General features: G+C 73.3%; 23 protein-coding genes and 2 pseudogenes. 6 read left to right on the forward strand and 19 right to left on the reverse strand.

The window, feature by feature from the left end; all coding sequences use genetic code 11:
- The first annotated feature begins 10 nt into the window (after nucleotides 1-10).
- The gene (locus EAO77_RS18365) at nucleotides 11-871 is read left to right on the forward strand and encodes an ABC transporter permease (RefSeq protein WP_147989367.1); all 861 of its coding nucleotides are present in this window, start codon (nucleotides 11-13) and stop codon (nucleotides 869-871) included.
- Between the two features lie 103 nt (nucleotides 872-974).
- Here the strand turns inward: EAO77_RS18365 and EAO77_RS18370 are convergent.
- The 3 genes and pseudogenes from EAO77_RS18370 to EAO77_RS18380 all read right to left on the reverse strand — a co-directional run.
- Nucleotides 975-1,241: pseudogene (locus EAO77_RS18370) on the reverse strand (Ku protein); the annotation flags it as partial.
- A gap of 135 nt (nucleotides 1,242-1,376) precedes the next feature.
- Nucleotides 1,377-2,285, reverse strand: coding sequence for a hypothetical protein (locus EAO77_RS18375; protein WP_147989368.1), 909 nt, complete (start codon nucleotides 2,283-2,285; stop codon nucleotides 1,377-1,379).
- A 347-nt stretch (nucleotides 2,286-2,632) separates the two neighbouring features.
- The gene (locus EAO77_RS18380; RefSeq protein ID WP_147989369.1) at nucleotides 2,633-3,598 is read right to left on the reverse strand and encodes an alpha/beta hydrolase family protein; all 966 of its coding nucleotides are present in this window, start codon (nucleotides 3,596-3,598) and stop codon (nucleotides 2,633-2,635) included.
- Between the two features lie 162 nt (nucleotides 3,599-3,760).
- Between EAO77_RS18380 and EAO77_RS18385 the strand changes: the two genes are divergently transcribed.
- Complete coding sequence (locus EAO77_RS18385; protein WP_147989370.1) at nucleotides 3,761-4,357, forward strand: TetR/AcrR family transcriptional regulator; 597 nt, start codon at nucleotides 3,761-3,763, stop codon at nucleotides 4,355-4,357.
- Between the two features lie 311 nt (nucleotides 4,358-4,668).
- Nucleotides 4,669-5,652, forward strand: coding sequence for a tetratricopeptide repeat protein (locus EAO77_RS18390; protein ID WP_147989371.1), 984 nt, complete (start codon nucleotides 4,669-4,671; stop codon nucleotides 5,650-5,652).
- Nucleotides 5,653-5,777: 125 nt separating this feature from the next.
- On the opposite strand, the gene EAO77_RS18395 is transcribed toward EAO77_RS18390, so the two are convergent.
- Entirely contained in the window at nucleotides 5,778-6,524 is a 747-nt protein-coding gene (locus tag EAO77_RS18395) for an SAM-dependent methyltransferase (protein WP_147989372.1), read from the reverse strand.
- A 363-nt stretch (nucleotides 6,525-6,887) separates the two neighbouring features.
- On the opposite strand from EAO77_RS18395, the gene EAO77_RS18400 reads away from it, so the two are divergent.
- Complete coding sequence (locus EAO77_RS18400) at nucleotides 6,888-7,673, forward strand: alpha/beta fold hydrolase (protein WP_147989373.1); 786 nt, start codon at nucleotides 6,888-6,890, stop codon at nucleotides 7,671-7,673.
- A gap of 516 nt (nucleotides 7,674-8,189) precedes the next feature.
- Here the strand turns inward: EAO77_RS18400 and EAO77_RS18405 are convergent.
- From EAO77_RS18405 to EAO77_RS40095, 9 genes and pseudogenes are all read right to left on the reverse strand, one after another.
- Nucleotides 8,190-9,524: an APC family permease gene (locus EAO77_RS18405; protein ID WP_147989374.1), complete on the reverse strand. Its 1,335-nt coding sequence runs from the start codon at nucleotides 9,522-9,524 to the stop codon at nucleotides 8,190-8,192.
- 581 nt (nucleotides 9,525-10,105) lie between these two features.
- Nucleotides 10,106-10,696: an isochorismatase family protein gene (locus tag EAO77_RS18410; RefSeq protein WP_147989375.1), complete on the reverse strand. Its 591-nt coding sequence runs from the start codon at nucleotides 10,694-10,696 to the stop codon at nucleotides 10,106-10,108.
- A gap of 193 nt (nucleotides 10,697-10,889) precedes the next feature.
- Entirely contained in the window at nucleotides 10,890-11,639 is a 750-nt protein-coding gene (locus EAO77_RS18415; protein ID WP_147989376.1) for a GDSL-type esterase/lipase family protein, read from the reverse strand.
- Entirely contained in the window at nucleotides 11,639-12,565 is a 927-nt protein-coding gene (locus EAO77_RS18420) for an acyl-ACP desaturase (protein ID WP_261994012.1), read from the reverse strand. Before EAO77_RS18420 ends, EAO77_RS18415 begins: the two co-directional genes overlap by 1 nt.
- Nucleotides 12,566-12,721: 156 nt before the next feature.
- Entirely contained in the window at nucleotides 12,722-13,945 is a 1,224-nt protein-coding gene (locus tag EAO77_RS18425; protein ID WP_147989377.1) for a beta-ketoacyl-[acyl-carrier-protein] synthase family protein, read from the reverse strand.
- The gene (locus tag EAO77_RS18430; RefSeq protein WP_147989378.1) at nucleotides 13,942-14,214 is read right to left on the reverse strand and encodes a phosphopantetheine-binding protein; all 273 of its coding nucleotides are present in this window, start codon (nucleotides 14,212-14,214) and stop codon (nucleotides 13,942-13,944) included. The genes EAO77_RS18425 and EAO77_RS18430 overlap by 4 nt, the downstream gene beginning before the upstream one ends.
- A 107-nt stretch (nucleotides 14,215-14,321) precedes the next feature.
- On the reverse strand, nucleotides 14,322-15,950 hold the full coding sequence (locus EAO77_RS18435; RefSeq protein ID WP_261994013.1) for an MFS transporter: 1,629 nt from the start codon (nucleotides 15,948-15,950) through the stop codon (nucleotides 14,322-14,324).
- Nucleotides 15,947-16,924 carry an acyl-ACP desaturase gene (locus tag EAO77_RS18440; RefSeq protein ID WP_261994014.1) on the reverse strand — a complete coding sequence of 326 codons (978 nt, stop codon included), beginning with the start codon at nucleotides 16,922-16,924 and terminating at the stop codon, nucleotides 15,947-15,949. Before EAO77_RS18440 ends, EAO77_RS18435 begins: the two co-directional genes overlap by 4 nt.
- Before the next feature lie 101 nt (nucleotides 16,925-17,025).
- A pseudogene (locus tag EAO77_RS40095) lies at nucleotides 17,026-17,262 on the reverse strand (nucleotidyltransferase domain-containing protein); the annotation flags it as partial.
- A gap of 92 nt (nucleotides 17,263-17,354) precedes the next feature.
- On the opposite strand from EAO77_RS40095, the gene EAO77_RS18450 reads away from it, so the two are divergent.
- Nucleotides 17,355-17,984: a hypothetical protein gene (locus tag EAO77_RS18450; protein WP_261994015.1), complete on the forward strand. Its 630-nt coding sequence runs from the start codon at nucleotides 17,355-17,357 to the stop codon at nucleotides 17,982-17,984.
- A 153-nt stretch (nucleotides 17,985-18,137) separates the two neighbouring features.
- On the forward strand, nucleotides 18,138-18,425 hold the full coding sequence (locus tag EAO77_RS18455) for a putative quinol monooxygenase (protein ID WP_147989379.1): 288 nt from the start codon (nucleotides 18,138-18,140) through the stop codon (nucleotides 18,423-18,425).
- 123 nt (nucleotides 18,426-18,548) lie between these two features.
- Here EAO77_RS18455 and EAO77_RS18460 read toward each other — a convergent pair whose 3' ends face one another.
- From EAO77_RS18460 to EAO77_RS18485, 6 genes are all read right to left on the reverse strand, one after another.
- The gene (locus tag EAO77_RS18460) at nucleotides 18,549-19,418 is read right to left on the reverse strand and encodes an AraC family transcriptional regulator (protein WP_147989380.1); all 870 of its coding nucleotides are present in this window, start codon (nucleotides 19,416-19,418) and stop codon (nucleotides 18,549-18,551) included.
- A gap of 122 nt (nucleotides 19,419-19,540) precedes the next feature.
- Entirely contained in the window at nucleotides 19,541-19,849 is a 309-nt protein-coding gene (locus EAO77_RS18465; protein WP_147989381.1) for an immunity 53 family protein, read from the reverse strand.
- Nucleotides 19,850-20,032: 183 nt separating this feature from the next.
- A complete protein-coding gene (locus EAO77_RS18470) occupies nucleotides 20,033-21,982 on the reverse strand; it encodes an alkyl/aryl-sulfatase (protein ID WP_147989382.1) in 1,950 nt (649 codons plus the stop codon).
- A gap of 461 nt (nucleotides 21,983-22,443) precedes the next feature.
- On the reverse strand, nucleotides 22,444-23,064 hold the full coding sequence (locus tag EAO77_RS18475) for a TetR/AcrR family transcriptional regulator (RefSeq protein ID WP_147989383.1): 621 nt from the start codon (nucleotides 23,062-23,064) through the stop codon (nucleotides 22,444-22,446).
- A 139-nt stretch (nucleotides 23,065-23,203) separates the two neighbouring features.
- A complete protein-coding gene (locus EAO77_RS18480; protein ID WP_147989384.1) occupies nucleotides 23,204-24,400 on the reverse strand; it encodes an acyl-CoA dehydrogenase family protein in 1,197 nt (398 codons plus the stop codon).
- A 30-nt stretch (nucleotides 24,401-24,430) separates the two neighbouring features.
- The gene (locus EAO77_RS18485; protein WP_147989385.1) at nucleotides 24,431-26,011 is read right to left on the reverse strand and encodes a class I adenylate-forming enzyme family protein; all 1,581 of its coding nucleotides are present in this window, start codon (nucleotides 26,009-26,011) and stop codon (nucleotides 24,431-24,433) included.
- Nucleotides 26,012-26,095 lie beyond the last annotated feature (84 nt).

Genomic DNA, 26,095 nt, shown 5'->3' on the forward strand with positions numbered 1-26,095 from the left:
GGGGGCACACATGACGCACAGGACGAACAGCTGGCGGGCCGGGCTCCAGCGCGGCGGAATCGAGCTGCGGCACCTGCTGCGCAACGGCAAGGAGATGTCCGGCCATCTGACCAATGTGGTCGTCGCCCTGCTCGTCGCCGCCTACCTCGGTGACGACGTGCCCGGGACCAGCACCCCGATGACGCATCTGGTGCTGGCGGGCTTCGCCGCCTACCTGCTGTTCCAGGTCGGCCTGATCAACCTCCCGCAGATCCTCGTGACGGAGCGGGAGGAGGGCACCCTGCTGCGGCTGCGCGCCACGCCCGGCGGGATACCGGCCTACCTCGTCGCCAAGTGCCTGCTGGTGGTCGTCCTGGCGGTCGGCACCCTGGCGCTGCTCCTGGCCGCCGGGGCGCTGCTGGCGGACGGGCCACTGCCGCACGGGCCGGGCGACTGGCTGACGCTGCTGTGGGTCACCACCCTCGGGCTGCTCGCCGTCGTCCCGCTCGGCGCGGCCGTGGGCGCCGTGCTGCCCAACCCCCGCGAGGCCCTGGCGTTGATCATGCTGCCGACGATGGGGCTGCTGATCACCTCGGGGACGGTGTTCCCGATCACCGAACTGCCCGTGCCCGTCCAGCAGGTGGCCTCGGTCTTTCCGCTCAAGTGGATGGCGCAGGGCCTTCGTTCGGCGCTGCTCCCGGACTCGGCACGGGCCGCCGAGGCGGCCGGCTCCTGGGAACTTCCCATGGTCGCCCTGGTCCTCACGGCCTGGGCGGTCCTCGGGTTCCTCCTCGCGGTACCGCTCCTGCGCCGCGCCGCCCGCCGCGAGTCCGGCTCGCGGCTGAGCGCGCGCCAGGACAAGGCGGCGCAGAGCGGCGCGCCGGCCGCGTAGGCGGCCTCGCGACCACGGCGGGCCGGGGCTGCCGGCCGCCCACGCCTGGACGCGAGGTGTGCGAGGTGCTCGGCGATCGCTCACGGTCCCGCACCGCGTGCGCACGCAGCAGGCCGGGGGCGATCTCGTCCAGCTCGTCGGGCTCGACGACGACGTACTCCCCCTCCCCCACCTCGAATCCCTTGACGATGTCGTCGGTGCCCACCTCTTCGCCGGTGCGCTCGTTGACGCGCCGGTTGCGGATCCGGTCGGCGGTGCCGCGTTCGAGCTGGTGGAAGTGCACGGTGTGGGTCTCGGTGGCGGTGAACAGGCCGACGGGTGCGGTGACCAGCCCGAAGGTGATCACCCCGGTCCAGACCGCACGGGCCATGACCGCCTGTCCCTTCCGCGAAGTGGGTGCGCGGGTGCCTGCCGCCCACGGTCCACGCTCGCACCACCGGGTCGTCGGCGCGCGCCGGCGGCGCGGCCGCTCCGGCGGCGAGCCCTGACCTGCTCTCTTCTCGGTCTAGCGGGGGCCGTCCGCGTCGGCGAGAGCCTGGGCGGCTGCCTGCGCACCGCGGTCGGCCACCCGCACCGCCTCGCGGGTGGCCCGGACACGGCGTTCGGCCTCCTTCTCCTCGCTCCGGGCCTCCTTCGCGGCATCCTGGGCGCGGCGCAGCTCCGTTCGCGCCGCCTCGACGCGCCCCTCGGCCTCCGCGGTCTTCCGGCGCGCGGTCTCCAGGTGCTCGGCCGCCTCCGTGTCCTCGTCGCGTCGGGCCGCGAGGGCCCGGTCCGCCTCGGTGGCCGCACGGCGCGCCGCTGCGAGCTCCTCGCGCCGCCGGCGGCGGTCGGCGAGCTCGTCCTCGTGTGCGCCTCCGCCGGCCTCCTGCGCGGCCGGCGCCCTTCGCCTCGGCGTGGAGTCCGGGGCCGGGGCCGCCGTGGGAGCCGGGGTCGTCGGCGGGGTGAGGGAGCGCTCCAGGTGCCCGGCCGCCCACCGGTCGGCGGATTCCTGGTCGGCGAGGACCGCTCGCAGCGTGGTGGCCACCTCCTGCTGCGCCGCGTCCGACAGCCGGTGCCCTGCTGCCTCGGCGAGGCGGGCCGCCTCCCGGGCCAGCGCGGTGACGACGGCTCCGCGGCGGGCGGAGAGGTCCCTCATGACGTCGGAGTCGAGGGTGCGGTAGGCCTCGCGCAGTTGGTGTCCGAGGTCGAGGAATCGCTCGCTCTCCTCGGGGTCCGCGCGCCTGAGGAGGTTGGCCGCCCACGCGGCGAGCGTGGGGCGGCGGGAGGCGCGGATCAGCCGGGCGTCGTCGGCCCGACCCGCCGCGGCGGCCCGGGCCGCCAGCTCCCTGCGGCGCTCGACGAAGGACGGCGGCGCCGTCGCGTACAGCTCGTCCAGCGGGTCCGCGCGGTCCCGGCCCTGTCCGTGGGCTCCCATGATGGTCCGCTCCCGTCGCAAGAGTCGTCGCAGGAGTCTCCGGCGAGGACGGGCGGGCCCGGTGCCCCGTGCGAAGCGGGCGCGGGCCGCCCTCGGCCTCTGTGCTGTCAGGTGGCCTCGCAGCGACCGTAGACGCAGCCGCGGGCGGGTGCACCCCGGTCGAGGCGGAGGCGCCCCGGGGGAACCGGTCCGGCGCCACGGCTGCCGGAGGACCGTCTGCACGGCACCGCCGTCGGTCGGCGGACGGCGGCCTGCGGACTGCGGACGGCGGGAGGAACATCCGCGGTGCACCGCCGTCGGTCGGCGGACGGCGGACGGCGGACTGCGGGAGGAACATCCGCGGGCGCCTACGTGGAGGCGACCCGCCCCACCGCGTCGGGTCCGGTCGTCAGCGCCTCGAGCGCGTCCTCCCAGGCGGAGGCGCCGGGGTGGAGCCGGGTGCGGAGCCAGGCCGCGGTGAGGAGGGCGAGCGCGGCGACCCGACCCGGGTCCTCGTCGGTGGTCTCGGCGGCGTCGTATCCGGCGATCCCCCCGAGCCCGTGTTCCGCGCCGTACAGGGTGAGCAGGGTCTTGGGCGCGGGAGCGAGCGTGTAGGGGTCGGCGTGCCAGTCCGGTCCCCTGTCGGTGAAGTGCCGCGGGTCGTCCTTGTCGCCGACGACGACGAGCGCGGGTGTCGTCATGGTGGAGAAGTCGACGGCGCCGATGATCGGCCACTGCGCGGCCATGGGCCCGTTGAAGGCGTCGCCGCCGCTGCCGGGCGCGGCGAGCAGCACGCCCGCCGTGATCCGCGGGTCGGCGAGGTGCACGGTCCTGCCCGTCTCCGGGTCGTCGAGGCCCGCGCCCAGCAGGAGGGCGGCGGTGAAGCCGCCGAGCGAGTGCCCGGCGAGGCCGACCCTGGTGCGGTCGATGCGTCCCGCGAGCTGCGGCACGGTGCGTTCGATGGTGTCGAGCCGGTCGAGGATGTGGCTCATGTCCTCGGCACGGGACCGCCAGAAGTCGGGAGCCCCGGGTGCGTCGGCCACCAGATGGCTCAGCGTCCTGGAGGTGAGGTGGGTGGGCTGGACGACGACGAAGCCATGGGCGGCCCAGTGGTCGACGAGCGGCGCGTATCCGTTGAGCGAGGAGAGGTTGTTCGAGGGTCCGTGCCCGTGGGAGAGGAGGACGACGGGGAGCCCGGTCCCGGTCGCGGGTGCGGAGACACGCACCTGGAGGTCGACGGGACGCCCGGGCACCGGAAGGACGACGGGGCTGAAGGAGAGGACAGGAGCGGGCGCGCCCAGGACGCCGGCGCCGGGGGCGGTGGAGGTGATCACGATGTTCCTTTCGGTGACGCCTGCCGATTGCCCCGCGGCCGCAACCGGCGGCGGGCAGGCGGACAGGGGTGATCCGCTTCGACTACCCTGAAGCGGAACACTGCTCCATTTAGTATCCGGAGCAGCGTTCCGTTTTGTCAATCACCAGGAGGGAAACGCGTGATGACCACCGACAGCGCCGCCGGGGAGCCGCAGGGCCGGGGCAGGCGGGCCGATGCCCAACGCAACCGGCAGACGGTGCTCGACGCCGCCGCCGAGGTGTTCGTCACCGCCGGCGTCGACGCGCCGATCCGCCGGATCGCGGCCGAGGCGGGCGTCGGCATGGCCACGATCTACCGCCACTTCCCGACCCGGGCGGACCTCGTCACGGCCGTCTACCAGCACCAGATCGAGGCGTGCGCCGAGGCCGGACCGAAGCTGCTGGCCGGTGCCGGCTCCCCGTTCGACGCGCTGCGTCAGTGGGTCGACCTCTTCGTGGACTTCCTCGTCACCAAGCACGGACTCGCCGACGCCCTCCAGTCCGACGACGACCGCTTCGCCGCGCTGCACGCGCACTTCCTCGACCGCCTGCTGCCCGTCTGCGCCCACCTGCTCGACGCGGCGGTCGCGTCCGGGGACATCAGGGCCGGCACGCAGCCGTACGAGTTGATGCGCGGCATCGGCAACCTCTGCATCGGACGCGACGACGACCCCCGCTACGACCCGCGCCGCCTGATCGCCCTCCTCCTGGAAGGACTTCGGCAGCCGGACGGGTCCTGATTCCGGCACCGGACGCCGAGGGCCGGTGGGCCGTCCCGGTGCGTGGCCGGCGACCGTCCGGCGGTGACCGCGAGAACCCGGCACGATGCCTCCGGGCCGGAGCGGGATCCCCGATCCCGTGCGACCCGCCGGCCGCCCCCTTCTGCTCCGGTCCCCCACCGCCGGCCGCACCGCGCGTCTCCGGGCTCGGAACGAGGCCCTCGGGTCCTCGGTGACGGCACCACGGGGCGGTGGCGTGGCCACGAGCGCCCGGCGATCACGCCCTCAGGGCGGCCGCCGCCCGCCGCTGTGGCCACGGGTATCCTCGGGCGATGTCGAATCGGTCAGTGGCGGCGACCGTCGATCTCGCCGGGGTGATGGCGCACTGCGGCGGAAGCCCGGTGGGCGCCGTCAAGCTTCTGGTGGGGGCGATGGCCTCGGCGCCGGCGGCTCCGGAGCCCTATGCGGCCCTCGCCGAGTTGTGGCAGGACCGGCGCGCGGAACTCGAGGAGAGCCTCGAAGGCGACGGCTCCCTGAGCACTGTGCCGGCGCAGGCGTACTTCCTGTTCCTCGACGGGAAGATGGACGACGCGGCCATGACCGTCGGTTCCGTCACGGGCGTGCGGCCCGACGTCGCGTGGGGAGCCGCCCCCTGGTTCGGCGACACGCGGTTCCTCGGCGCGGTGAGTGCCGAGGCGCTGGCCGAGGCGTGTCTGCGGACGCTGGACTACGGCCACGACTTCGACACCGACGGGATGCGGGAGCGGTTCGCCCCCTGGTTCCACGCCCTCGACGTGGTGTCCGAACGGGTGCCCGTACCGGAGTCGTTGGCCGCCATGGCCCGGCTGCCCCGGGCCTGTGGCCGGTACGACCTCTCCTTCGCGCTGTGCGACCGCGCCGATGCCGTCGACCACGTCATGTGGACCGCCGTCGCACGCGCGGCCACCTGGCGCGCGATGGGAAACCTGGACGAGGCTGCCGCCGCCTACGAACGCGCCGTGCTCCTGGACCCCGGCAACTGGTCCCTCTACCTGGACCTGGCCGATGTGCGCGCCGAGCAGGGCGATTTCGCCGCAGCCGCGAGCCTCGCCGCGCAGGGCCTGGAACACGAGCCCGACGAGGTGTCCCTGCGTGCGGCCGGTGCCGCCTACCGAGTCCGCCTGTCCGGCTCGTCCGAGGATCTGACGACCCTGATCGCTCTCGCGCCGGAGCTCGCGAACACCACCTACCGCAACCTGCTGATCGACCACGCATGTGCGGGTCCGGATCTGCCCGCGGAACTCGTCGCCACGGCCCGGCGCATCCGCACGACCTGACGGGCTGCGGTGTCGTCCGGTGCCGCCGGCACGTGCGCAGCCGGCCACCGGGCTGCGAACCGAGGTGCGGTGCCACGCGGGTGAGCCCCGGCAGGTGGTGCCGGGGCTCACCGGGGAGTGGTGTGTCAGCGGTCCATCAGGACGAACACACCCCAGCCGAGGTATTCGCGCTGGTACGTGACGTGCTGGACGGGTGCCGCGGTGAGTTCCGCACGCAGGTCGTCGGCGAGCTCGTCATCAGGGTTGGCATCGAGCCAGCGTCGGATGTTGAGCCACTGTGCCGCGACGTACCGGTCCCAGCTGTCCTGGTCGGCCAGGACCATCTCGACGACATCACAGCCCAGGTCCCCGAACTGTGCGAGCAGTTCCGGCAGCGGGAGCAGGTCGTCCTTGCGTGCGAGGTGGCAGCCTTCGACGGTGGCCTGGTCCTCGGGCTCGCGGCGCCAGTACGGTTCGCCGATCAGCATGATGCCGCCGGGAGCGAGACTGCGCCGCAGGAGTTCGACGGTGCCCGCGACGCCGGAGCCGATCCAGGTGGCACCGACGCAGGCGGCGATGCCGACGGGACCTTCGGCGACATGGCCCGAGGCGTCCGCGTGCACGAAGCCGACCCGGTCGGCAACGCCCAGCTCCGCGGCCCGCCCGCGGGCGGCGTCGAGGAAGACGGTGCTGATGTCCACCCCGGTGCCGACCACACCGTGGTCCCGGGCCCAGGTGCACAGCATCTCGCCCTTGCCGCAGGCGAGGTCGAGCATGCGGGTGCCCGGCGACGGGCTGACGGCCCGGCCCAGGAGGGCCAGCTTCTCACTGGTGAACGGGTTGCAGATGCGATGGCTGCTCTCGCGGATGGTGAAGCTACGTGGCAGATCCACTACAGGGGTTCCTTCGGTCCTCGGAGGTGTCGACGGCTGGGCAATGCGGCCGGTGGGAGCGGGCCGCGCGTACCTGAACCGTCATCAAATGCACCTCTTCGGACGTGGGATGTCTGGGACCGGTCGAGAGTACGACCGCTGGGATCATCGTGTCCATCGCCTTTCACCTGCCGGCGCACGCTTCTCGCGCCATGGGGGCCGCCGGCGCTCGGCGAGGCGGGTGCGCCCGCAGCGGGCTCCAACGCGGCCGGGGGTGGGGTGCGTTCACCGTCCGCCGGCGCGATGTGTCCACGGCCCGCCGGCGGACCTCAGGGGCGGGCTCGGTGCCTTCCGCGCGCCGGCGGCCCCGTACACTCCCCCGTCATGGATCACCGTGTGCGAGGCAGCTTCGAGGTGGACGGGCGCAGACTCTCCTATCTCGACTTCGGCGGACCGGGCCCGGTCCTGGTCGCTCTGCACGGGCATTTCAGCGAGGGCGCGGACTTCGCACCGCTGGCAGAGAAGCTGGGCTCCGCGTGGCGTGTGATCGCACTCGACCAGCGGGGACACGGGGAGTCCGATCGGGCAGGCGACTACGAGCGCAGCGGCTACGTCGGCGACGTCAGGGCCTTCCTCGACCACCTCGGCCTGACGCGGGTCGCCCTGCTCGGTCATTCGCTGGGCGGTGTGAACGCCTACCAGTTCGCCGCCCGGCATCCCGGCCGCGTCACGGCGCTCGTCGTCGAGGACGCCGGAGCGGTCTGCGACATCGGCCTGACCTTCGCGAAGAACCTGCCCCCTCGTGTCGCGACGCGGGACGGGCTGGTCGAGGCCCTGGGCGCGGCGGCGCCGTACCTGGAGCGGACGTTCAGGGAGCGGGCGGAAGGCTGGGGCTTCTCCTTCGACGCGGCCGACACGGTGCGGTCCCAGCAGGCGCTCTCGGGTGTGCATTGGCACGACTGGCTGAGCGTGCGCTGCCCGACCCTGCTGGTCAGGGGCGCGCACAGCGACGAACTGTCGGCCTCCCACGCCCGCGACATGGCAGCACAACGGTCCGTCCGCCTCGTCGAACTGCCGGCCGGCCACGTCGTCCACCACGACCAGCCCGACGCCTTCGCCGCCTGCGTCGGGGAGTTCCTTGCCTCGGTCGGCGGCGTCGCCACCCTCTGACTCGCCGGAGAGGTGACTCGCCGGACAGGCGTCACCACGCGTTCGCCGGCTGCACCGCTCCGGCTGCCTCCGGATCAGGCAGCGGCTCCTGTTCCGTGCCCCGGCCGAGGCGCGGCGGCCGGACCTCGAACGGCTCGTGTCGTCAGCGGCTCGGCCGCGCTCGACGCCCCGATCCGCGCGCTCGAAGCGACCCGGGCCGTTCTGGCCGCCGTGGAGTTCCTGCCCGGTACGCGCCACCGCGGCGACCGTTCCGCCGGACGGGACGACGGCGCGGACGGGGACCGGGGGCAGGGACCGGCGGTCCGGTGGCGGGGGCTCCACACGGAGTGACGTCCGTCGTCCCACCCGCCGCCGGGACCGCCTCGCACAGCCGGCCGCCGCTTCTCGCGCGGTCCGAGGCGGAAGCGCATGGTCCTGCGTCCCGCTGCGAGGCCGTGCGGCGTTCGCGGGTGCCCCCGGCCCGCCGGCGCTTCCACAACGGGTTGTGCCTGGTCGTGTGCCTGGTCCGCGAACGGCCTATTCCTTCTCCGCTCGGCGCCGCCGCCGCCGGGCGGAGACGAGGCCGAGTACGACGGCGGCACCCAGGATCACCGATCCGCGCGCCCACACCGCCGCCTCCACCTGTGTCGCCAGCAGCACGCAGGAGGCCGCGCCGAGCACCGGGAGCGCCGTCGGCGCGCGGAAGTGGCCGTCCTCTCCCGGCTCCCTGCGCAGGACCAGCACCGCGAGGTTGACCAGGAGGAAGACGACGAGAAGGAGGAGGACGAGCGTGGAGGCGAGCGTGGCCACGCTGCCGGTCAGGGCGAGCAGCAGCGCCGGGAGGGTGGTGGCCGCGATCGCCGTCCACGGGGTGCGCCGCCGGGGCAGCACCCGTGTCAGGAAGCCGGGCAGGAGTCCGTCGCGGGCCATGCCGTACGCGAGGCGGGACGACATGATGCCGGTCAGCAGGGCCCCGTTGGCCACCGCCACCAGTGCGACGGCGCTGAACAGGAGCGGGGGCACGCCGCCTGCGGCGCGCACCACCTCGAGCAGCGGGCCGCTGGACTCCGCCAGTCGCGCTGTGGGCACGGCCGCGGAGGCGGCGAGGCCGACGAGGAGGTACACCAGCCCCGCCGTGGCGAGTGCCGCGAACAGTGCGCGGGGATAGGAGCGCCGCGGGTCGCGGGTCTCCTCGGCCACGTTGACGGAGGTCTCGAACCCGACGAAGGAGTAGTAGGCGAGGACCGACCCGGCCAGCACCGCCGCCGCGGCACCCTTCTCGGGTGTGCCGAGCTGGACGAGGCGTCCGGTGTCCGCGTCGCCGCGCAGCAGCATCCAGGCCCCGAGGACCACGACGACCGCCAGCCCACCGACCTCGACGACGGTGGCGACGACGTTCGCCGTCATCGATTCCTTGATGCCCCGCGCGTTGACCAGCGCGAGCACCACCAGGAACAGGACGGCGACGAGAGCGACGGGCAGGGTCACGAAGGCGGACAGGTAGTCACCGGCGAAGCCGCGCGCGAGCGCGGCGACCGAGACGACGCCCGCGGCGAGCATGCTGAAACCGGCCACGAACCCCGCCCCCGGGCCGAAGGCACGGCCGGCGTAGTGGGCGGCTCCCCCGGCGCGCGGGTACTTCGTCGCCAGTTCCGCGTACGAGGACGCCGTCAGCAGGGCCAGGACGAGGGCTGCGGCGAGGGGCACCCAGACCGCGCCGCCGGAGACGGCGGCGACCTGTCCGACCAGGACGTAGACGCCGGCCCCCAGGACGTCGCCGAGGATGAAGAAGTACAGCAGCCGGGTGGACAGCACACGGCGGAGCACCGGCGTGTCGCCCCCGTGCCGGGGCGGAGCATCGATCTCTGGCATACGGCGCCGGTTCCCCTCCGCGTCCGGGTTACGCCCTCGTGGCGCCCGAACGGGACCCGCCGGTCTCCGCGCCCCCTGCGCCCGGGCCCCAGGACCGGACCACGGGCGGGAGCCGACGGGGGGTGCGCGGCCCGGAAGTGCCGGCCGGCAGGTGAGTTCGTCAGGAGGCGGCGTACCTGGCGGTCGGCTCCGACGGGCCGCGGACGGAGTCCGTACCGCTCCGGGGTGGCGGCCGTCCCCGTGCGAGGGCGAGGAGCGTAGTGACGCAGTGGCGGGGCGGTCATCCCCGCCATCCGGGCCACCTCGGAGATCGGCCACTCCATGACGACAAGGGACCGGCCTGCTGCCGCCGGCCCGGATCGGCGCCAACGGGTACCGCTACTACGGCGATCGCCCCGGGGCCGGCCGTGTACCAGCGCGACGCCGTCGCGCTCTGCGCCGCCACCCGGCTGACCTGAGGGACGGCGCGACCGCCGTGACGGAACCGGCCCGGTGCACGCCACCGGCCGGTTCCCCGGCATCCCGGCAGGGGGGACGGCGTCAGGGACGCCTCCGGGGCACGGAATCGGTGAACCGCGCGCTCACCGGACGGGGACGGCTCCGGAGGTGGCGACGCCGACCTGGCGGAAGTCTTCGAGGGTGGCTGCCGTGGTGTCCTCGGCGACACCGACGCAGTAGTCCAGGCGTACCCGCGCGCGGAAGCCGGCCTTCACGGCGTCCAGGGCGGTCGCGCGGACACAGTGGTCCGTGGCGATGCCCACCACGTCGACGTCCTCGACCCCGCGGGCGCGCAGCCAGTCGGCCAGGGAGGTGCCCTGTTCGTCGGCTCCTTCGAAGCCGCTCTTGGAGGCGCTGTGCGCGCCCTTGAAGAAGACCGCGTCGACCTTTCCGCCGGCGACGGCGGGAGCGAAGTCGGGGTGGAACTCGCCGCCCTCGTCCCCGGCGACGCAGTGGACGGGGAAGCTGTCCTTGAAGTCGGGAGTCTCGGAGAAGTGGCCGCCCGGGTCGATGTGGTGGTCCCGCGTGGCGACGATGCACCGGTAGTCGGCGCCCGCGCTCCGCTCGACGAGCTCGGCGATCGCGGCGGCGAGCCGCGCGCCGCCCGCGACGGGGACGCTGCCGCCCTCGCAGAAGTCCTTCTGCACATCGACGACGATCAGACCTCGGCTCATCACGCACTCCTTCACTGCGACGGAAACGACCCGTGCGTTCTAGCAGCCCCCGCACCTGCACCGGAGCCGGATGGAAGCCGCGCTCACCCGCACGGCTGAGGACATTCACCGCAGGAACGATTCGCACCACCGGGGCTCCGGCGTCCCGCCGACTGCCCGTGACCCTGCGCCCACGGTCCGGGGCGCATCCCGGTCACGGTGTCGGCGTCGTGCCGGTGAGGGCGGCTGCGAGGGCCTGGAGGTGCAGGGCGTTGCCGTGGGCGGAGGGGTGGATGCGGTCGGCGGCGAAGAGTTCCGGCTGTGTGCCGTGCCGGGGGTCCCGCAGGGGGACGGCGACGGCTCCGGCTCGTCGTGCCGCCGTGGTCTGGAGGTGTTCGAGGCGTCGGCTGCGGCGTGAGAGGGCGGTGCGCAGCCGGCGGCGGACGGCCGGCACGTCGCCGACGTCCCAGCAGGTTCCGACCAGTACGTGCCAGCCGGCGTGGCGGAGCCGGGTGACGTGACGGGCGAGGTCCTTGGCGGCACGTCGCAGAGGGGTGCCGGCGACGATGTCGTTGCCGCCGACGATGATCAGAGCGACACCCGGGGGGTGAGGGTGACGGAGAGCTCTGCGCAGCTGGTGCTTCATGAACCCGGTGGTGGTGCCGGGCCGGGCCAGGACGCGCAGGTGCACGGGGCGGCCGGTGGCGCGGCTGAGGGTCGTGGCGCACTGTGCTCCGAGGGTCTCCTGGACGGCGGAGGTGCCGAGGGAGGCCGCGATGGAGTCCCCGAGGAGGAGCAGGGACAGCGGTGGGCCGTCGTGGTCTCCGTAGGTGCCGTCGGCGTGGGGGAATGCCGTGTGCCGGTGGGGGCGGAATCCGTTGCTCACGAGTGCGCGGGCGATGAGGTCCGCGGCGATCCGCCGCCCGGCGCGGGTCAGCCGGCGAAGTGTCCGGGGGCGGGGCATCACCGCTCCTGTGCCAGGGCGGCAGGACGCCGTTCCCGGAGACGGACGGCCGTCCGGTGGAGGCGTTCGGTGTGGGTGAGGAGTTCGGCGCGGTGGTGTTCTCCTTCAGGGCCCAGGTCGGTGCGCTCGTGGACGCGCAGGGTCCTGAGGAGGGGTGTGAGCACGTCGCCGTGGAAGATCTCCAGGTCGTACCAGCCGGCCAGCGCGACGCGGGCGTTCATCTCGGCGAACCCCGGGATCGTCCGGCCGGGCATGCGGAAACCCTTCACCGCCCGCCACAGGCCGGCCATGGCCTGGTCGGGCACGAGGTCGAGGAGGGCGGCGTAGAGGTCGCGGTAGAAGACCATGTGGAGGTTCTCGTCCTGCGCCACGCGCGCGAAGAGCCGGGCGCATACGCTCTCGCCGCAGTTCAGGCCCGTGTTGCGGTGCGCGACGCGGGTGGCCAGCTCCTGGATCAGCACGTAGGCGAGACCGTGCAGCGGGTCGGAAGGCAGATCGTCGGGGTGAGGAGGCGTGGACATGTACCGCATGCGGGCGCGTTCCAGTGCGACGGGGTCGACCGCGCGGGTGGTGTGGAGGTAGGCGAGCATCGCCGTGCCGTGGCGGTCCTCCTCGGCGGTCCAGCGGTGGACCCAGGCGTCCCAGGCGCCCCCGCGGGGGGCGTTGGCGGCGAGCCTGTGGTGGTAGACGGGGAGGTTCTCCTCGGTCAGGACGCTGAGGACGAGCGCCGACTTCGCCACCGGGCTGAGCGCCGACTGCGCGTCCTGCCAGGCCACGCCGTCGAGCGGGCCCTCGTAGTCCCGGCCTCGGCTCCAGGGGACGTACTGGTGGGGAAACCACTCCTGGGCCATCGACAGATGACGGTCGAGCAGGGTTGCCACCACCGGTTCCATGTCGGCGAACCAGTCTGCGGAGTGCTCCGGCACGGGAGAACCTTCCTGTCGGGGTGGGCGGATCCGGACGAGGCGGTGGAGCGGGCGCCGCTCCCCCGTCGCTCCCCCGGTCGGGGAGCGGTGCGCACCGGGGTGCGGTCCCGGGCGCGACGTCCGAGGGCTGGAGCCGGGGCGGCAGGCCGGCTGCCTTCAGGCTCGGGTGAGGACCAGGGCCGCGTTCTGCCCGCCGAAGCCGCTGGAGACGGTGAGCGCGGCGTCGATCCGTGTGGGGCGCGCGGTCTTGGTGACGACGTCGAGGTCGATGGCGGGGTCCATGCGGTCGAGGTTGGCGGTGGGCGGGATCAGCTGGTGACGGAGGGTGAGGACGGTCAGGGCGGCCTCGATGGCGCCGGCCGCGCCGAGGGTGTGTCCGATGACGCTCTTGTTGGCGGTGACCGGCGGGGGCCTGCGGAAGACCTGGCGCAGGGCCCGGTCCTCGGTCCTGTCGTTGAGCTCGGTGGAGGTGCCGTGGGCGTTGACGTGGCCGATGTCGTGCGGGGCCAGGCCGGCGTCGGACAGCGCCGAGCGGATCGCGCGGGCCAGGCCGTCGCCCTCGGGGTGGGGTGAGGTGTAGTGGTGGGCGTCGCAGGAGGAGGCGTGGCCCGCGAGATGGGCGAGCGGCCGGACTCCGCGGGCGCGGGCGTGACCGGTGCGCTCCAGGACGAGGATGCCCGCGCCCTCACCGAGCACGAAGCCGTCGCGGTCCGCGTCGAAGGGCCGTGAGGCGCCGGCCGGGTCGTGGCGGCGCCGGGACAGGGCCTGCATCTGACCGAACGTCACCGCGCACATGGCCGAGGTCCCGCTCTCGCTGCCGCCGCTGACCACGATGTCGCAGGCGCCGCTGCGCAGCAGGTCGCAGGCGACGGCCAGGGCGGTGGTGCCGGAGGCGCAGGCGCTGCTGGTGGTGAAGCTGGGGCCTTGTGCTCCCAGGTCCAGGCTGACCGCGCCGGCCACCATGTTCGGCACACTGCGCGGCAGGGCGAGAGGGGAGACCTTGTCGGCGTGGCCGTCCCGGAAGCGTGCGAATTCGACGGGGTAGGTGCTCAGGCTGTTGGCTCCCACTCCGAGGACGACGCCGACGCGGGAGGCGTTCCACGCCTTGGGGTCCAGAGCGGCGTGGGTGACCGCCTCGCGGGCGGCGACGACCGCCATCTGTCCGAAGCGGTCCAGGCGCATGGCCAGCCGGGCGCCCAGGCGCCGCCGGCCGTCGAGATCGGGTACCCGGCAGGAGAAGTCCACGGCCAGGCCCGCGAGTTCGGGGTCGCTCGTGGCGGTCGGGATGCCGGTGCACAGGTGCTCCCAGGTGGCGGGCACGCCCATTCCGGCGGGCGTCACCAAGCCCAGGCCGGTGACCGCGACCGGTTGGCTCGTCACAGCTGCGCGCCGGGAGCGGCGGCGGGCCGGGCGGTGGCCCGACCGGCTGCGGACGCGTCGGCGAGCGCGGCGAGTTCGGCGAGGGTGATGTCCTGGCGGATGTCCGCGGCGGCCAGGCCGAGGCGCTCCTCGACGATCAGGGAGAGTTCGACGAGGGAGAGGCTGTCGAGGTCGAGCCGGGCCAGAGTGGTGCCGGGGGTGACGTCATCGGCCGGGACCTCGAAGTCGTTGATGAGGCAGTCGGTGATGATCCGGTACGTCGCGGTCATGGTCAGATCCTTCGCGGTGGGAGGGAACCCGGGGAGCACGGGTACGGGTCGGGGGGGTGCGGTCGGCGCTCGGGTCCGGCGGCAGCCGGGTCGGCGGGCGGGTGCGGTCAGCGGTGAGGTACGGCGGCAACCGGGTCGGCGGGCTGCGCCGCAGTTCGGGACGGACCGGTCCGTGGGCTCTCGCAGGCCGGCAGTCTGCGCCAGGACAGTGCGGCGGCCAGCAGCGCGGCGCCCGCGCCCGCGATCGCGGCGGCCGTCATGCCGTCTACGAAGGCCGCGCCCGTCTCGTGCGCCAGGACGGACCCGGTGGCCGGACCCGGGTGGCCGGCTCCCGCCAGCAGGTCCAGGCCGCTCCGGTCGCGGAGCAGGTCCCGCGCGGCCGGACGGTCCTCGATCCGCGCGGTGAAGACGGTGGCGAGGACGGACCCGAGGACGGCGACGCCGAGAGTGGAGCCGACCTGCCGGGTGGCGTCGTTGAGGGCCGACCCGAGGCCGGACCTCGCCGCGGGCACGGCGGTCAGGACGAGCTCGGTCGCCACCGGTGCCACCAGTCCGCTGCCCACCCCCACCAGGGCCTCGAACGCCAGGACCTGGGCGTAGCCCGAGCCGGTCTCCAGGCCGGCCATCACGGCGAAGGCGCCGGCGACCAGCAGCAGGCCGGCCGTCACCGGTGTGCGTGCACCGAAGTGCCGGAACAGCGCGGGCGCGAGGGCGGCACCGGCCGCCAGGGCGAGGGAGAGCGGGATCGTGCGGACTCCCGCCTCCCAGGGGCTGTGACCGCGCACCTGCTGCAGGTAGAGGGTGAGGACGAACATGGCGCCCATCCCGCAGAACGACATCGCCGCGAGGGCGATGCACGCCGGGCCCACCGGACCGCGCTTGAACAGTGCGGGCGGGACCATCGGCCGGGCCGTGCGCGCCTGCCAGGCGACGAACAGTCCCAGCAGCGCCGCCGCCACGACGAAGGCGCCCACGACCGTCGTACTGGTCCAGCCCCGGCCGGGTGCCTCGATGACCGCCCAGACCAGAACCAGCAGTCCGGCACACGACAGCGCGGCGCCCACCCGGTCGAGTCGGCCCGGCCGCCCGTCGCGTGACTCGGGAACCACCCGCAGGGCCAGGGCGGCCAGGGCGAGGGCCAGGGGCACGTTGAGCCAGAACACGGCGCGCCAGGTGGAGTGTTCCACGAGCCAGCCACCGGCGAGAGGGCCGGTGAGTGCGCCGATGCCCGCGACGGCCGCCCAGAGCGAGATGGCCCGCCGGCGGTCGGCGTCGTCGGAGAAGACGTGGACGATCGTCGCCAGCGTCGCGGGCATGAACAGGGCGGCGCCCAGTCCCATGCCGCAGCGGGCGGCGATCACCTGCTCCACGCCGTCCGCCCGCGCACCGAGCACCGACGCGAGGGCGCACAGGAGCAGTCCGGCGACGAACGCGCGCCGGCGGCCGTAGGTGTCCCCCAGGGTGCCGGTGGCGAGGACGCAACCGCCCAGGGCCAGGGCGTACCCGTCGACGATCCACTGCGTCTGGGCCATCGAGGGCCCCAGGTCCTGCTGGAGCGCGGGGATCGCCACGTTCAGGACGGTGAAGTCGAGCCCGAGGAGGAACAGGGCCGAGCACACCACCGTGGTGCTCGCCCACGCCCGGCGGCGGGCCGCCCCGCCCGTCCTCTGCTCGAAGGACTCGCCGGACGGCGGGGTCGGCTGCGCCGGGCCGGAGCCGGCCGGCCGCCCGCTCACGTGGCCACCGGAGCGGCCCCGGCCGTCTGGTCTTCGCGGGCGCGGCGCCGGCGAGCCGCCAGTGCCTGGGCACGGCGCTCGACGAACAGCCGGGCCCGGGCGTCGAGATGCCCGAGGTGCGCGGCCAGGGAGTCACGGGCCTGTTCGCCCCGGGGTCCGAGCCCGGCAAGGTCGAAGATCTTGAGGCTGCGCAGGAGCGGGACGAGGACGTCGTCGTGGTGGAGGCGCAGGTCGTACACGCCGGCGACGGCGATCTGCGCCGCCATCGGGGCGAAGCCCGGCATCGCGTGGCCCGGCATCCGAAACGACCGCACGTTCTCCTCCAGCGCCACCAGGACCTGGTCCGGGGCGACCTCGAGTGCGGCCCGCAGGATTTCCCGGTAGACGACCATGTGCAGGTTCTCGTCCTGCGCGATCCGCGTCATCAGACGTTCGCACAGCGGATCGCCGCTGGCCCGGCCGGTGTTGCGGTGGCTGATCCGGGTGGCGAGCTCCTGCAGCGCCACGTACGCCACCCCGCTCAGGAATCCTGCCGCGGGGGGTTCGAAGCCCGCGCCGACCTGTGCCATCCGGGCCCGCTCGAGTGCCACGGGGTCCACCGCCCGTGTCGCGTGGAGGTAGCCGCGGATGGAAGAGGCGTGCCGGTCCTCCTCCGCGGTCCACCGGTTGAGCCACTCCCCCCACGCCCCGTCGCGGGTCGAGTTCACCGCCAGAGCGTGGTGGTAGCCGGGCAGGTTGTCCTCGGTCAGGAGGTTCACGATCAGCGCCGAACGCGCCGCAGGCTCCAGCACGGACTGGTCTTCCTTCCACGGCTCGCCGCCGAGGGGGCCGTCGAAGTCCCGGCCCGTGCTCCAGGGCACGTACTGATGGGGGAACCACTCCCGCGCCGCCGCGACATGGCGGTCCACCAACCCGGCCACCACCGGCTCCAGTTCAGTGATCAGGCTCGCGTCGTCGCGCGTTCGTCTCTCCACGGGACAAGATCGTTGCGCGCCCGGAATCCGGTGGCAAATCCCTTTTCACACGTATGGACCAGTCTGCTCCGTCCCGCGCCGACACGCCGCACCCGCAGGAGATGCCCGAACGGCCTCCCCGGTTCCAGCGAAGCCTGGGCGGCGCTTCCGTCGGGTGCGCACACCAGAGGACGCAGGTCGATCACGCGGCCCGAGGCATCCGCGACGACGAAACGGGCGGGGCGCCGGTCGAGCGTCTCGGTGAAGCCGGCTTCGGCAGGAGTCGCGAGGACAGCCGGCTCCTGATCCTGACGGTGCATCAGGTCCAAGTCCCGGTGAGAGCGGGTCTGCCTCCCCAGCGGCAGGCCCGATGCACCCGATCGAGCAGGTCGCGAGCAAGGCACCGGGCCGGGGGACCGTCGGCGCTCCGGCCCTGGTAGAACACTGACCTGTGGGAATCCAGGAGCGCGAACGCAAGGTGTACCGGCCGCTGCGGCGGGCCGGCCTCGACGTGATACCGGACGCCGTGCCGGACGGGACGATGCCGCTGGTCCTCGGATACGGCCGCGAGGACATCATCGGCGGCTTCTCCCACCCCTACGAGACCTCGCGGCTCGTCGAGCGCCTCAACGCGGACTGGCACGACCTGGCGGTCTCGGTGGGTCTGTTCGACGACCGGCGCGAGTTCCTCGTCATGCTTCCCCGGGGCACCGTCACGCACGGAGCCTGGTTGCACACCATGCACTGGGGTCCCCGCACGCCGACGGCCTGGACGCGCGTCCGCCTCCTGGAGCGCTGGGACGTCATGGGCCGGGGCGCCGCGTCGTTCCTCGGCGTCCGCCCGGGCCATCCGGGCTTCGGCATGTTGGCACTCGACAGCAGCGTGTACATCAGCTGCTCCACGGGCGAGGTCGGTGTCGATGTGACCGCGGTGCGCCGTCCGGACCGTTCGGAGGACGTCCTGCGGGAGCTGGAACGGTATGCCCGGTGGGACTACGACCGCGCCGACAAGCCGTTGCAGAAGCGGATCGCCGACTGGCTGGCGGGTCGCGCACCGAGTGCTGCCGGCCGACCCCGCTGACCGAGCGGTCCGGACGACGGCTGCCCGCTGAGGTCGTTGCCGTCGCGGGATCGACGGCAGGTGATCCGCGGGATACTGCCCACGGTACGACCGGCGTGCAGTGAAGTGGCCCTGCCCGCCGACGCGTGGTTCCGGACCAGCAGGAGGCAGCAGATGGTGATCGTCGCAGGGCATGTCGTCGTCGACCCCGATCAGCGCGATTCCTACCTCGCGAGCTGTGTGCACGTGGTCGAACTCGCCCGCCGTGCGGCGGGCTGTCTCGACTTCACCGTCACCGCGGACCTCGTGGATGCGGGGCGCGTCAACATCTTCGAGCGGTGGGAGTCGCAGGCCGCCGTCGAGTCGTTCCGGGGCGACGGCCCCAGCGGCGAACAGGGCGCCGCAGTGCTCTCCGCGTCCGTGTCCGAGTACGACGTCGCGGCGGTGCGCCCGCTGACCTGAGCGGAGCACAGCGCTGCCGCCCCGGTGCGCGCCGCGCCGTCGGGGGCGGCGCCCCGACCAGGGGAGTCCGGGGCCGGACCCGCATCCTGGCCGGGGCGCCCACCCATGCGTGGCCGGCAGGCGTCACGCGGGTTCGACGGGAAGCCACAGCTCGCAGGTCGCGGTGCTGAAATCGTCCGCCCGGTCGAGGAACGCGACGACCGAGGGGCCCGGACGCAGCCGCCACGGGTTGGAGGGGAACCACTCGGTCGCGGTCGCCGCCCAGGCCGTCTGCAGGGCCTGCGGGTGCGGGCCGCTGATGAGGAAGACGGCCCACGTCCCGGCCGGTACCTCGATGACGTCCAGGCCGTCCGGAGCGGGCGTGTCCTGGCGGAGGGCGACTCCGTGCAGATACGTCAGTTCACTCCCCTCCCTGCCGTCGGGATCGAGGTCGTCGCTGACCTGGAGCAGGCCCTTCGGTTCGGTGTCGCCGAGGGCCTTCAGCCGCTGATGCTCCTCCTGCGGCAGCGCGGCGATGTGCTGCTGGATGTGCGGGTTGATGCCCTGATGAATGAGCGGGACCCGGGTTGCGTGTCCGACGAGCCGGAATGCGGGCCGGTCGACGAGGCGGGTGTCCATGGGGGTACTCCCTTCGACGGTCAGGCGGAACCTGAGCTGCGGTTGCGTGCGCAAGGGGCCTCCGTCACGGCGCACATCGCCGGGGCCGGCACCGTGAACCGCTCGGAACGCGCGTCCGAACGCCTCGCTCGAGCCGTATCCGTGGCGTACGGCGATGCCCAGCAGATCGCGCTCACCCCGGACGACGTCCGCGGCAGCGACGGTCATGCGGCGCCGCCGCACGTACTCCGACAACGGCATGCCGGCCAGCGACGAGAACATCCGGCGCAGGTGGTACTCGGTCGTGCCGTGCACCCCCGCCACTGCACCGACGTCGATCTCCTCGGCGAGGTGCTCCTCGACACGATCGACGAGGTGGTTGAGTGCCGCGATCATGAGGCCTCCTTTCGCATCCAACCCTGGCAGCGGACGGCCCTGCTCCACCCGATCGCTGCGGACCGATCCGATCATGCGGCCGCTCGGCCGGGGCATGCGGTGGCGGCCGGCCGTCACCGGCGTCAGGGAGCGCCGGTGGTCGCCCAGGTGCGGAACAGGGCTAGGACCTCGGTGAGGTTGCCGGGGCCGCAAGTTGCGCGGAAGGTGTTCTCCGCGGTCCAGGCCCGGACCCAGTCCTGGGGGCTGCGCGTGAGGTCCCGGCGGGGGTAGTCGCGTCCCTCCAGGTCCGTCTCCTCCAGATCGACCGTGAGGGTCCAGCCGGGGTTGTCGAGCGTGGCGATCTTGACACCCCACTCGTGCTCCCAGTCGCCGTCGCACTGCTTCGCGTACCAGTCCTGCAGCCAGGCCAGCAGGTGATCCGAATCGTTCATGACAGGAGAGGTTAGTGCGGTGACCGCACGGCGCGCCGGGCCGCTGTGCCGGGTGGGCGCCCGGCCGTCGCCGCCGTCCCGGGCTGTGGCCACCGCAGCCTCCGGCCCGGGTCCCGGGTCCTCGCGGCGGGCCGGGATCCGGTGCGGATCCGGCCGGGACCGTGCGCGCATCGGGACGCTGTCTCAGGGCGTGACGACGGGGAAGGCGGGATGCGGCTTGTCCAGGACGGACAGGAGCCGGGTGAGGAGGGTGGCGTCGCCGTCCATGGTGATGCCGTCGGTGCCCTGCCCGGCGAGCATGCGCAGGAGCTGGGCCTTGGTCATCGTCATGGTGAGGCCGGCGCCGGGGGTCCGCCGCGGGCCGGTGGTCCAGGTGAGGAGCCCGTTCGCGAGGCGCAGGCGCCAGTGGCCGTCACCGATGCGCCAGTCGATCGTGAGGTCGGTCGTCCATGCCTTCGGTCCGTTCACCCGGACGGCGAGGCCGTCGATGAGCTGACCGACCGTCAGGGCCTGCTGCATGTCGGGGCCGAGGGCCGCCCCGGCGGCGGGCGCGATGCCGTGGGTGAGTTCCTGGGCGCCCGTGAGGTAGAAGTTGCGCCAGACGGCGTTCTCGACGGCGTGTCCGAGGCGGGTGTAGAGCGCGGCCAGGTCGCGGCGGGCCCGTTTGTCGCCGGGGTCGTTGAAAACGGCGTGGTTGAGCAGGGTGACGGCGAAACGCAGGTCTCCCCTGTCCGTGTAGTGCCGGGCACGGGCACGGACCGCGGCCTGCCCGCCGATGGTCTCCACCCAGCGGCGGGCCTCCTCGACGGGAGGGTGTTCCCACAGATGGGCGGGGTTGCCGTCGAACCATCCCATGTAGCGCTGGTAGACCGCCTTGACGTTGTGACTGAGGGAGCCGTAGTAGCCGCGGTTGGCCCAGACCTCTTCGAGTTGGGGCGGCAGCCGGAAGTCCTCGGCGATCTCGGTGCCGGTCATGCCCTGGTTGATCTGCCGGACGGTCTGGTCGTGGAGGTAGCCGTACAGGTCCCGCTGGTGGGTGAGGAGTTCGACGATGGCGTCGTTCCCCCAGGTGGGCCAGTGGTGGGAGGCGAACGCGACATCGGCGGTGCCGGTGTACAGGCCGATCGACTCGGTGAGGTAGCCCGCCCAGGCATGCGCGTCGCGCACCTGGGCGCCGCGCAGGGTCACGATGTTGTGCATGGTGTGGGTGGCGTTCTCCGCCATGCAGACGGCGCGCAGGTCGGGGAAGAGGAAGTTCATCTCCTCCTGGCACTCGGTTCCGGGGGTCATCTGGAAGCGGATCCGGACCCCGTCGAGGGTTGTCTCCTCCCCCGTGGCCCTGATGGAGTGCGTGGGAGGGATGAGGCCGACGGTGCCCAGCGAGACGGTCAGGCCGAGACCGCACCCGACCTGGGCCGTGGCACCGGCGGGAAGTCTGGAGCCGTACATGTAGGAGGCCCTGCGGGACATGGCCGGGCCCGCGTAGACGTTCTCGCTGACGGCGTGTTCCATGAAGCCGTCGGGCGCCAGGACGGGCACGTCCCCCGCGCCGTCCGGCAGCACGCCGCGGCAGCCGCCGAAGTGGTCGACGTGCGGGTGGGTGTAGATCATCGCCGTGACGGGCCGTTCGCCGCGGTGGTCGCGGTAGAGACGCAGGGCCGCGGCGGCCGTCTCGGCGGAGATGAGCGGGTCGATGACGATGACGCCGGTGTCTCCTTCGACGATCGTCATGTTGGACAGGTCCAGGCCCCTGACCTGGTAGATGCGGTCGGTGACCCGGTACAGGCCCTGATGTGACAGGAGCCGGGCCTGGCGCCACAGGCTGGGGTCCACGGTGTCGGGCGCCTGTTCTCCGGCGTCCTCGAGGAAGCGGTAGGCGTCCGGGTCCCAGGCGGTCCTGCCGGCGGCGGTGGTGATCGGGCCGCCCGTGAACGCGGCGACGAATCCGCGGTGGGCGTCGGCGAAGTCGTCCGTGTCGTCGTAAGGGAGGCCGTCCGTGCGCGTCGGCGCCGGAGTGGTCCCTGGCCGGCGGAGGCCCGAAGCGGCCTGCGCGGTCTGGGGGTTGAGCGAGACGGCTGCGGCGGCTGCGCCGGCCGTGGCGGCGACGAAGCCGCGCCTGTTCATCGGCGTCATGGGGTGAGTGACCTTTCTGGGCCGGTCGGACGTCACGGCACGGGAGGGGAGGGCGAACGGGTGTCCGCCGTCGGCCGCGGCCGACGGCTCCCACTATTGCAGTACGACTGCAATAGTGGTCAAGGGGCAGCCGGCGCGAATGCGCCACGCGGCAGAAGACGGAACGGTGGGCCCCGGCCCAGCGGTTGCGGAGGACCGGACGGCAACACGCGGCCAGGGGGCCCCGGAGGACCGGACGGCAGCGCTCGACCGAACGGTCGCCGAGGACCTGACGGCACCGCTCGACCCGGCGGTCCCGGAGGACCGGACGACAACACGCGACCCGGCGGTCCCGGAGGACCGGACGGCAACACGCGACCCGGCGGTCTCGGAGGACCGGACGGCAACACGCGGCCAGGGGGTCTCGGAGGACCGGACGGCAGCGCTCGACCRGGCCGCGACCGAGGACGCAACGCCTGCGCTCAGCCCAGCAGGCCCCGGAGCGTGCGCGCCATCGCCGAGCGGGCGGCCTCCTCGGCAAGGCCGCGCCGGGTGCGCAGGTGATCCCAGACGGCCCAGGAGGCGGCGGCCTCCACGGCGTCCAGCAGTCCGCCGGGCAGCGGCGCGCCCGGCGCCTCCCGCAGTTCCGGGGCGAACATCGCGGCCAGGTCGTCGCGGAACCACAGGTCGCCCCTGGCCATCACCCGCCGCAGCCCCGGCGACTGCGGTTCCAGGGCCAGCCCGACTCTGCGGATCGGCGTCATGACCTCGTACATCCGGCCGCGCTGGTCGAGCAGGGCGTCGATCTTGCGCGCGGTGCTCCACCCGGGCGGTACGTGGTCGGCGAGCGCCTGCCAGCGTTCCGCCTGCCGCTCGGCCGCGGCGACGTAGAGCGCCTCGCGATCGGCGAAGTGGACGAAGACCGAACGCTCCGACACGCCGGCCCGCTCGGCGACGGCCCGGCGGGTCGGCTCCCCCGCACCCTCCGCGATCAGTTCGAGGAGCGCGTCGAGCAGGGCCCCGCGCGTCCACTGCGGATCGCGCCGCCGCCGGGGCTCCCGTTCCGCCGTCCCGCCGTCCTGCCCCACACCGCGTCCGCTCACGGTCGGCCATCCTGCCACCTGCGACTGGGCGGGCGCGCCGGTCCGCCCCTGGGCCGGACACCCACCGGACGTCCGGCGAGGCACCCGGACATCGGGCCGCCCGGACGTCGGGCCGTCCGGACATCGGGCCCGGCCTTCGTCAGTGCTGGAAGGCCAGTGCTCTGGCGATGCCGTTGCGCTGGATCTCCGAGGTTCCGGTCAGCACACGGAACATCCGGATCTTGCGGAACAGGAACTCGATCTCGTTGCCCTGGGTGAGCCCCTCCTTGCCGTGGATCTGCACCGCCTCGTCGAGGATGCGGAAGGCGGTCTCGGCGACGAAGAGCTTGCACATGAACGCCTCGGTGTGGACCTCGCGGCCCTCGTCGAGGGCGGCGAGCGCCGCGTAGGTCATGGAACGCGCGGCGTACAGACCGGTCGCCATGTCGGCGACCTTGTGCTGGATCGCCTGGAGCGAGAGCAGGGGCCGGCCCTGCGCCACGAGGCGGGTGCGCGCGCGGTTCAGCGTCAGGTCGAGTGCCCGGCGGGTGGCGCCGAGGACGGTGGGGCAGTGCAGCAGCCGGTTGGTGGTGACCCGGCCGAGCGCGATGCGCATCCCCTCGCCCTCCTCGCCGAGCAGGTTGGCGGCCGGCACCCGGCAGTCGTCCAGGACGATGTCGCTCTCGATGTGTTCTCCGGACATCGGGGTCGCGCCGTCCTCGACACGGCAGCCGGGGCTGTCGAGGTCCACGAGGAACGCGGAGAACCGCGGTTTCTCGTCGGGCTGTTCGCCGGTGCCGGCCATGCGGGCGACGACGATCGCGAAGTCGGCGAACGGGCCGGCGGAGGAGAAGACCTTGTGCCCGGTGAGGCGGTATCCGTCGCCGTCGCGGACCGCGACGGTGCGCATGGAGCGCACGTCGGATCCGGCATCGGTCTCGGTGAGGGAGAAGCAGCAGGCACGCTCGCCGCGGATCAGCGGCAGCAGGAAGGTGTCCAGCTGATGCGGGGTCGCGTGCCGGAGGATGTCGCCCGCGCGCAGCGGGCCGCCCATGTCACCCAGGACGCTGTGCGCCAGGACGCGTCCGCTGGCGCCGAGTTCCTCCTTGAGGGCGGCGAGCTGGGTGTGGGTGAGGCCCTGCCCGCCGTACTCCTCGGGCAGGTGGATGCCGTAGAAGCCGAGGTCGCGGCTGCGGCGCCAGACGGGTTCGAGATCGGCGCGGGTGAGGCGCCCCGACGCGGTGATGCCGCGCTCGCGTTCGTAGTCGGCGAGTTCGCCGTCGAGGTAGTCGCGCAGGCGGGCGACGAGTTCCGCCGTGCGCGGGTCGTCGTGGTCGGGGCGCAGGGAGAAGGTCACGGGTGCTCCTGGGGAACGGGCGGGGAGGCGTCAGTTGACACGGCGGGCGGCGTGCGCCCAGTACGGTTCGCGCACGGCCCTGCGGTCGAGCTTGCCGTTGCGGTTGTGGGGCAGCTCGGTCACGAAGTCGACGGCGCGGGGCTTCTTGAAGCTGTCCAGGCGCTCGGCGCAGAAGGCGATCAGTTCCTCGGCGGTGACGCCGGTGTCGCCGGGGCCGGCCACGACGACGGCCCTGACCGCCTCGCCCCACGTCTCGTCGGGGACGCCGACGACGCATGCCTCCTGGACGGCGGGGTGCTCGTAGAGGGCGGCCTCGACCTCGGTGCAGTAGATGTTGAACCCGCCCGAGATGATCATGTCCTTCTTGCGGTCGACGAGGAAGAGGTAGCCGTCCTCCCGCATCCAGGCGAGATCGCCGGTGTGGACCCATCCGTCACGGAAGGTGTCGGCCGACAGCTCGGGCTCCTGCCAGTACTCGCGCACGCAGTCGGGGCCGCGCACGATGACCTCGCCGACCTCGCGGGGGCCGAGTTCACGGCCTCCCTCGCCGACGACGCGCACCTCGGTGTCGTAGGAGGCGCGTCCGCACGACTGGAGCAGTTCGGGGTCCTCCCGCACGGCACGGCTGATCTCGTCGGCGCTCAGGCCCGCGACCACACTGGTGGTCTCGCCGAGCCCGTACCCCTGGGCGACGACGGGTCCGAAGAACTCCACGGCCTCGCGCAGGCGTTGAGGCGAGATGGGGGCGCCGCCGATCCGCACGCTCGTCAGCGACGACAGGTCGTGGCGCCGTGCACCGGGGTGGGCGAGCACCATGTTCACCATGGCCGGGACGAGGAAGGTGGCGGTGATGCGTTCCCGCTCCACCGTCTCCAGGAAGCTCTGCGGACTCCACGAGGGCAGGACGTACGTCGTGGCGCCGCCGAACACACCGGCCAGCAGCCCCATGCCGGTGGCGTGGGTGATGGGGCCGCAGGCGAGGTAGCGGGTGCCGGGCCGGGGGCGTGACTCGTCGGACATCAGCAGCTTGCGCATGTTCGCGAGCCGGTTGCCGACGGTCTGGACCGCCGCCTTGAGCGCTCCGGTGGAGCCGGAGGTGAAGTTCAGGACACAGGGTTCGTTTTCGTCCTGTTCGACGCGGAAGGGGACTCCCGCCTCGCCCTCGGCGAGCAGAGCGGCCCAGCCGACGCCGGGCACGGCGTCCGCCGCGTCGTCCGGTTCGTCGTCGAGCGGGACGGCCAGGCAGCCGGTGCCGGCCGCGGCGATCGCGGCAAGCGCGTCCTCGCGGTGGGCCGCGTCGAAGACCAGGGCGCGTACGGGGGCGTAGCGCAGGATGTGCGCGATCTCGCCGCGTCCGAGGCGCGCGTTGATCGGCGCACGGGTCAACCCCGCCTTGTAGAGGGCGAACTCGGCCTCCACCAGTTCACCGCGGTTCCATGCGACGGAGGCCACGGCGTCGCCGGGGCGCAGGCCGCGGGCGGCGAGGGCGGAGGCCAGGGCGTTCGCCGAGCTCTCCAGTCCGGCGAAGGTCCATGTGCGGTCCCCGCAGACGAGGGCCGGGGCCTGGGGCCAGTAGCGGGCGCTGCGTGTCAGGTAGGTGCCGAGGTTCATGTAGCACTGCTCCAGATCGGGAGGAGGGGACCGAGCGATTGCACAGTACGTTCAATTACAGACAGCTTGTTCAGTAACTTGTGG

Source organism: Streptomyces sp. T39 (assembly GCF_008042045.1).
Classification (GTDB): domain Bacteria; phylum Actinomycetota; class Actinomycetes; order Streptomycetales; family Streptomycetaceae; genus Streptomyces.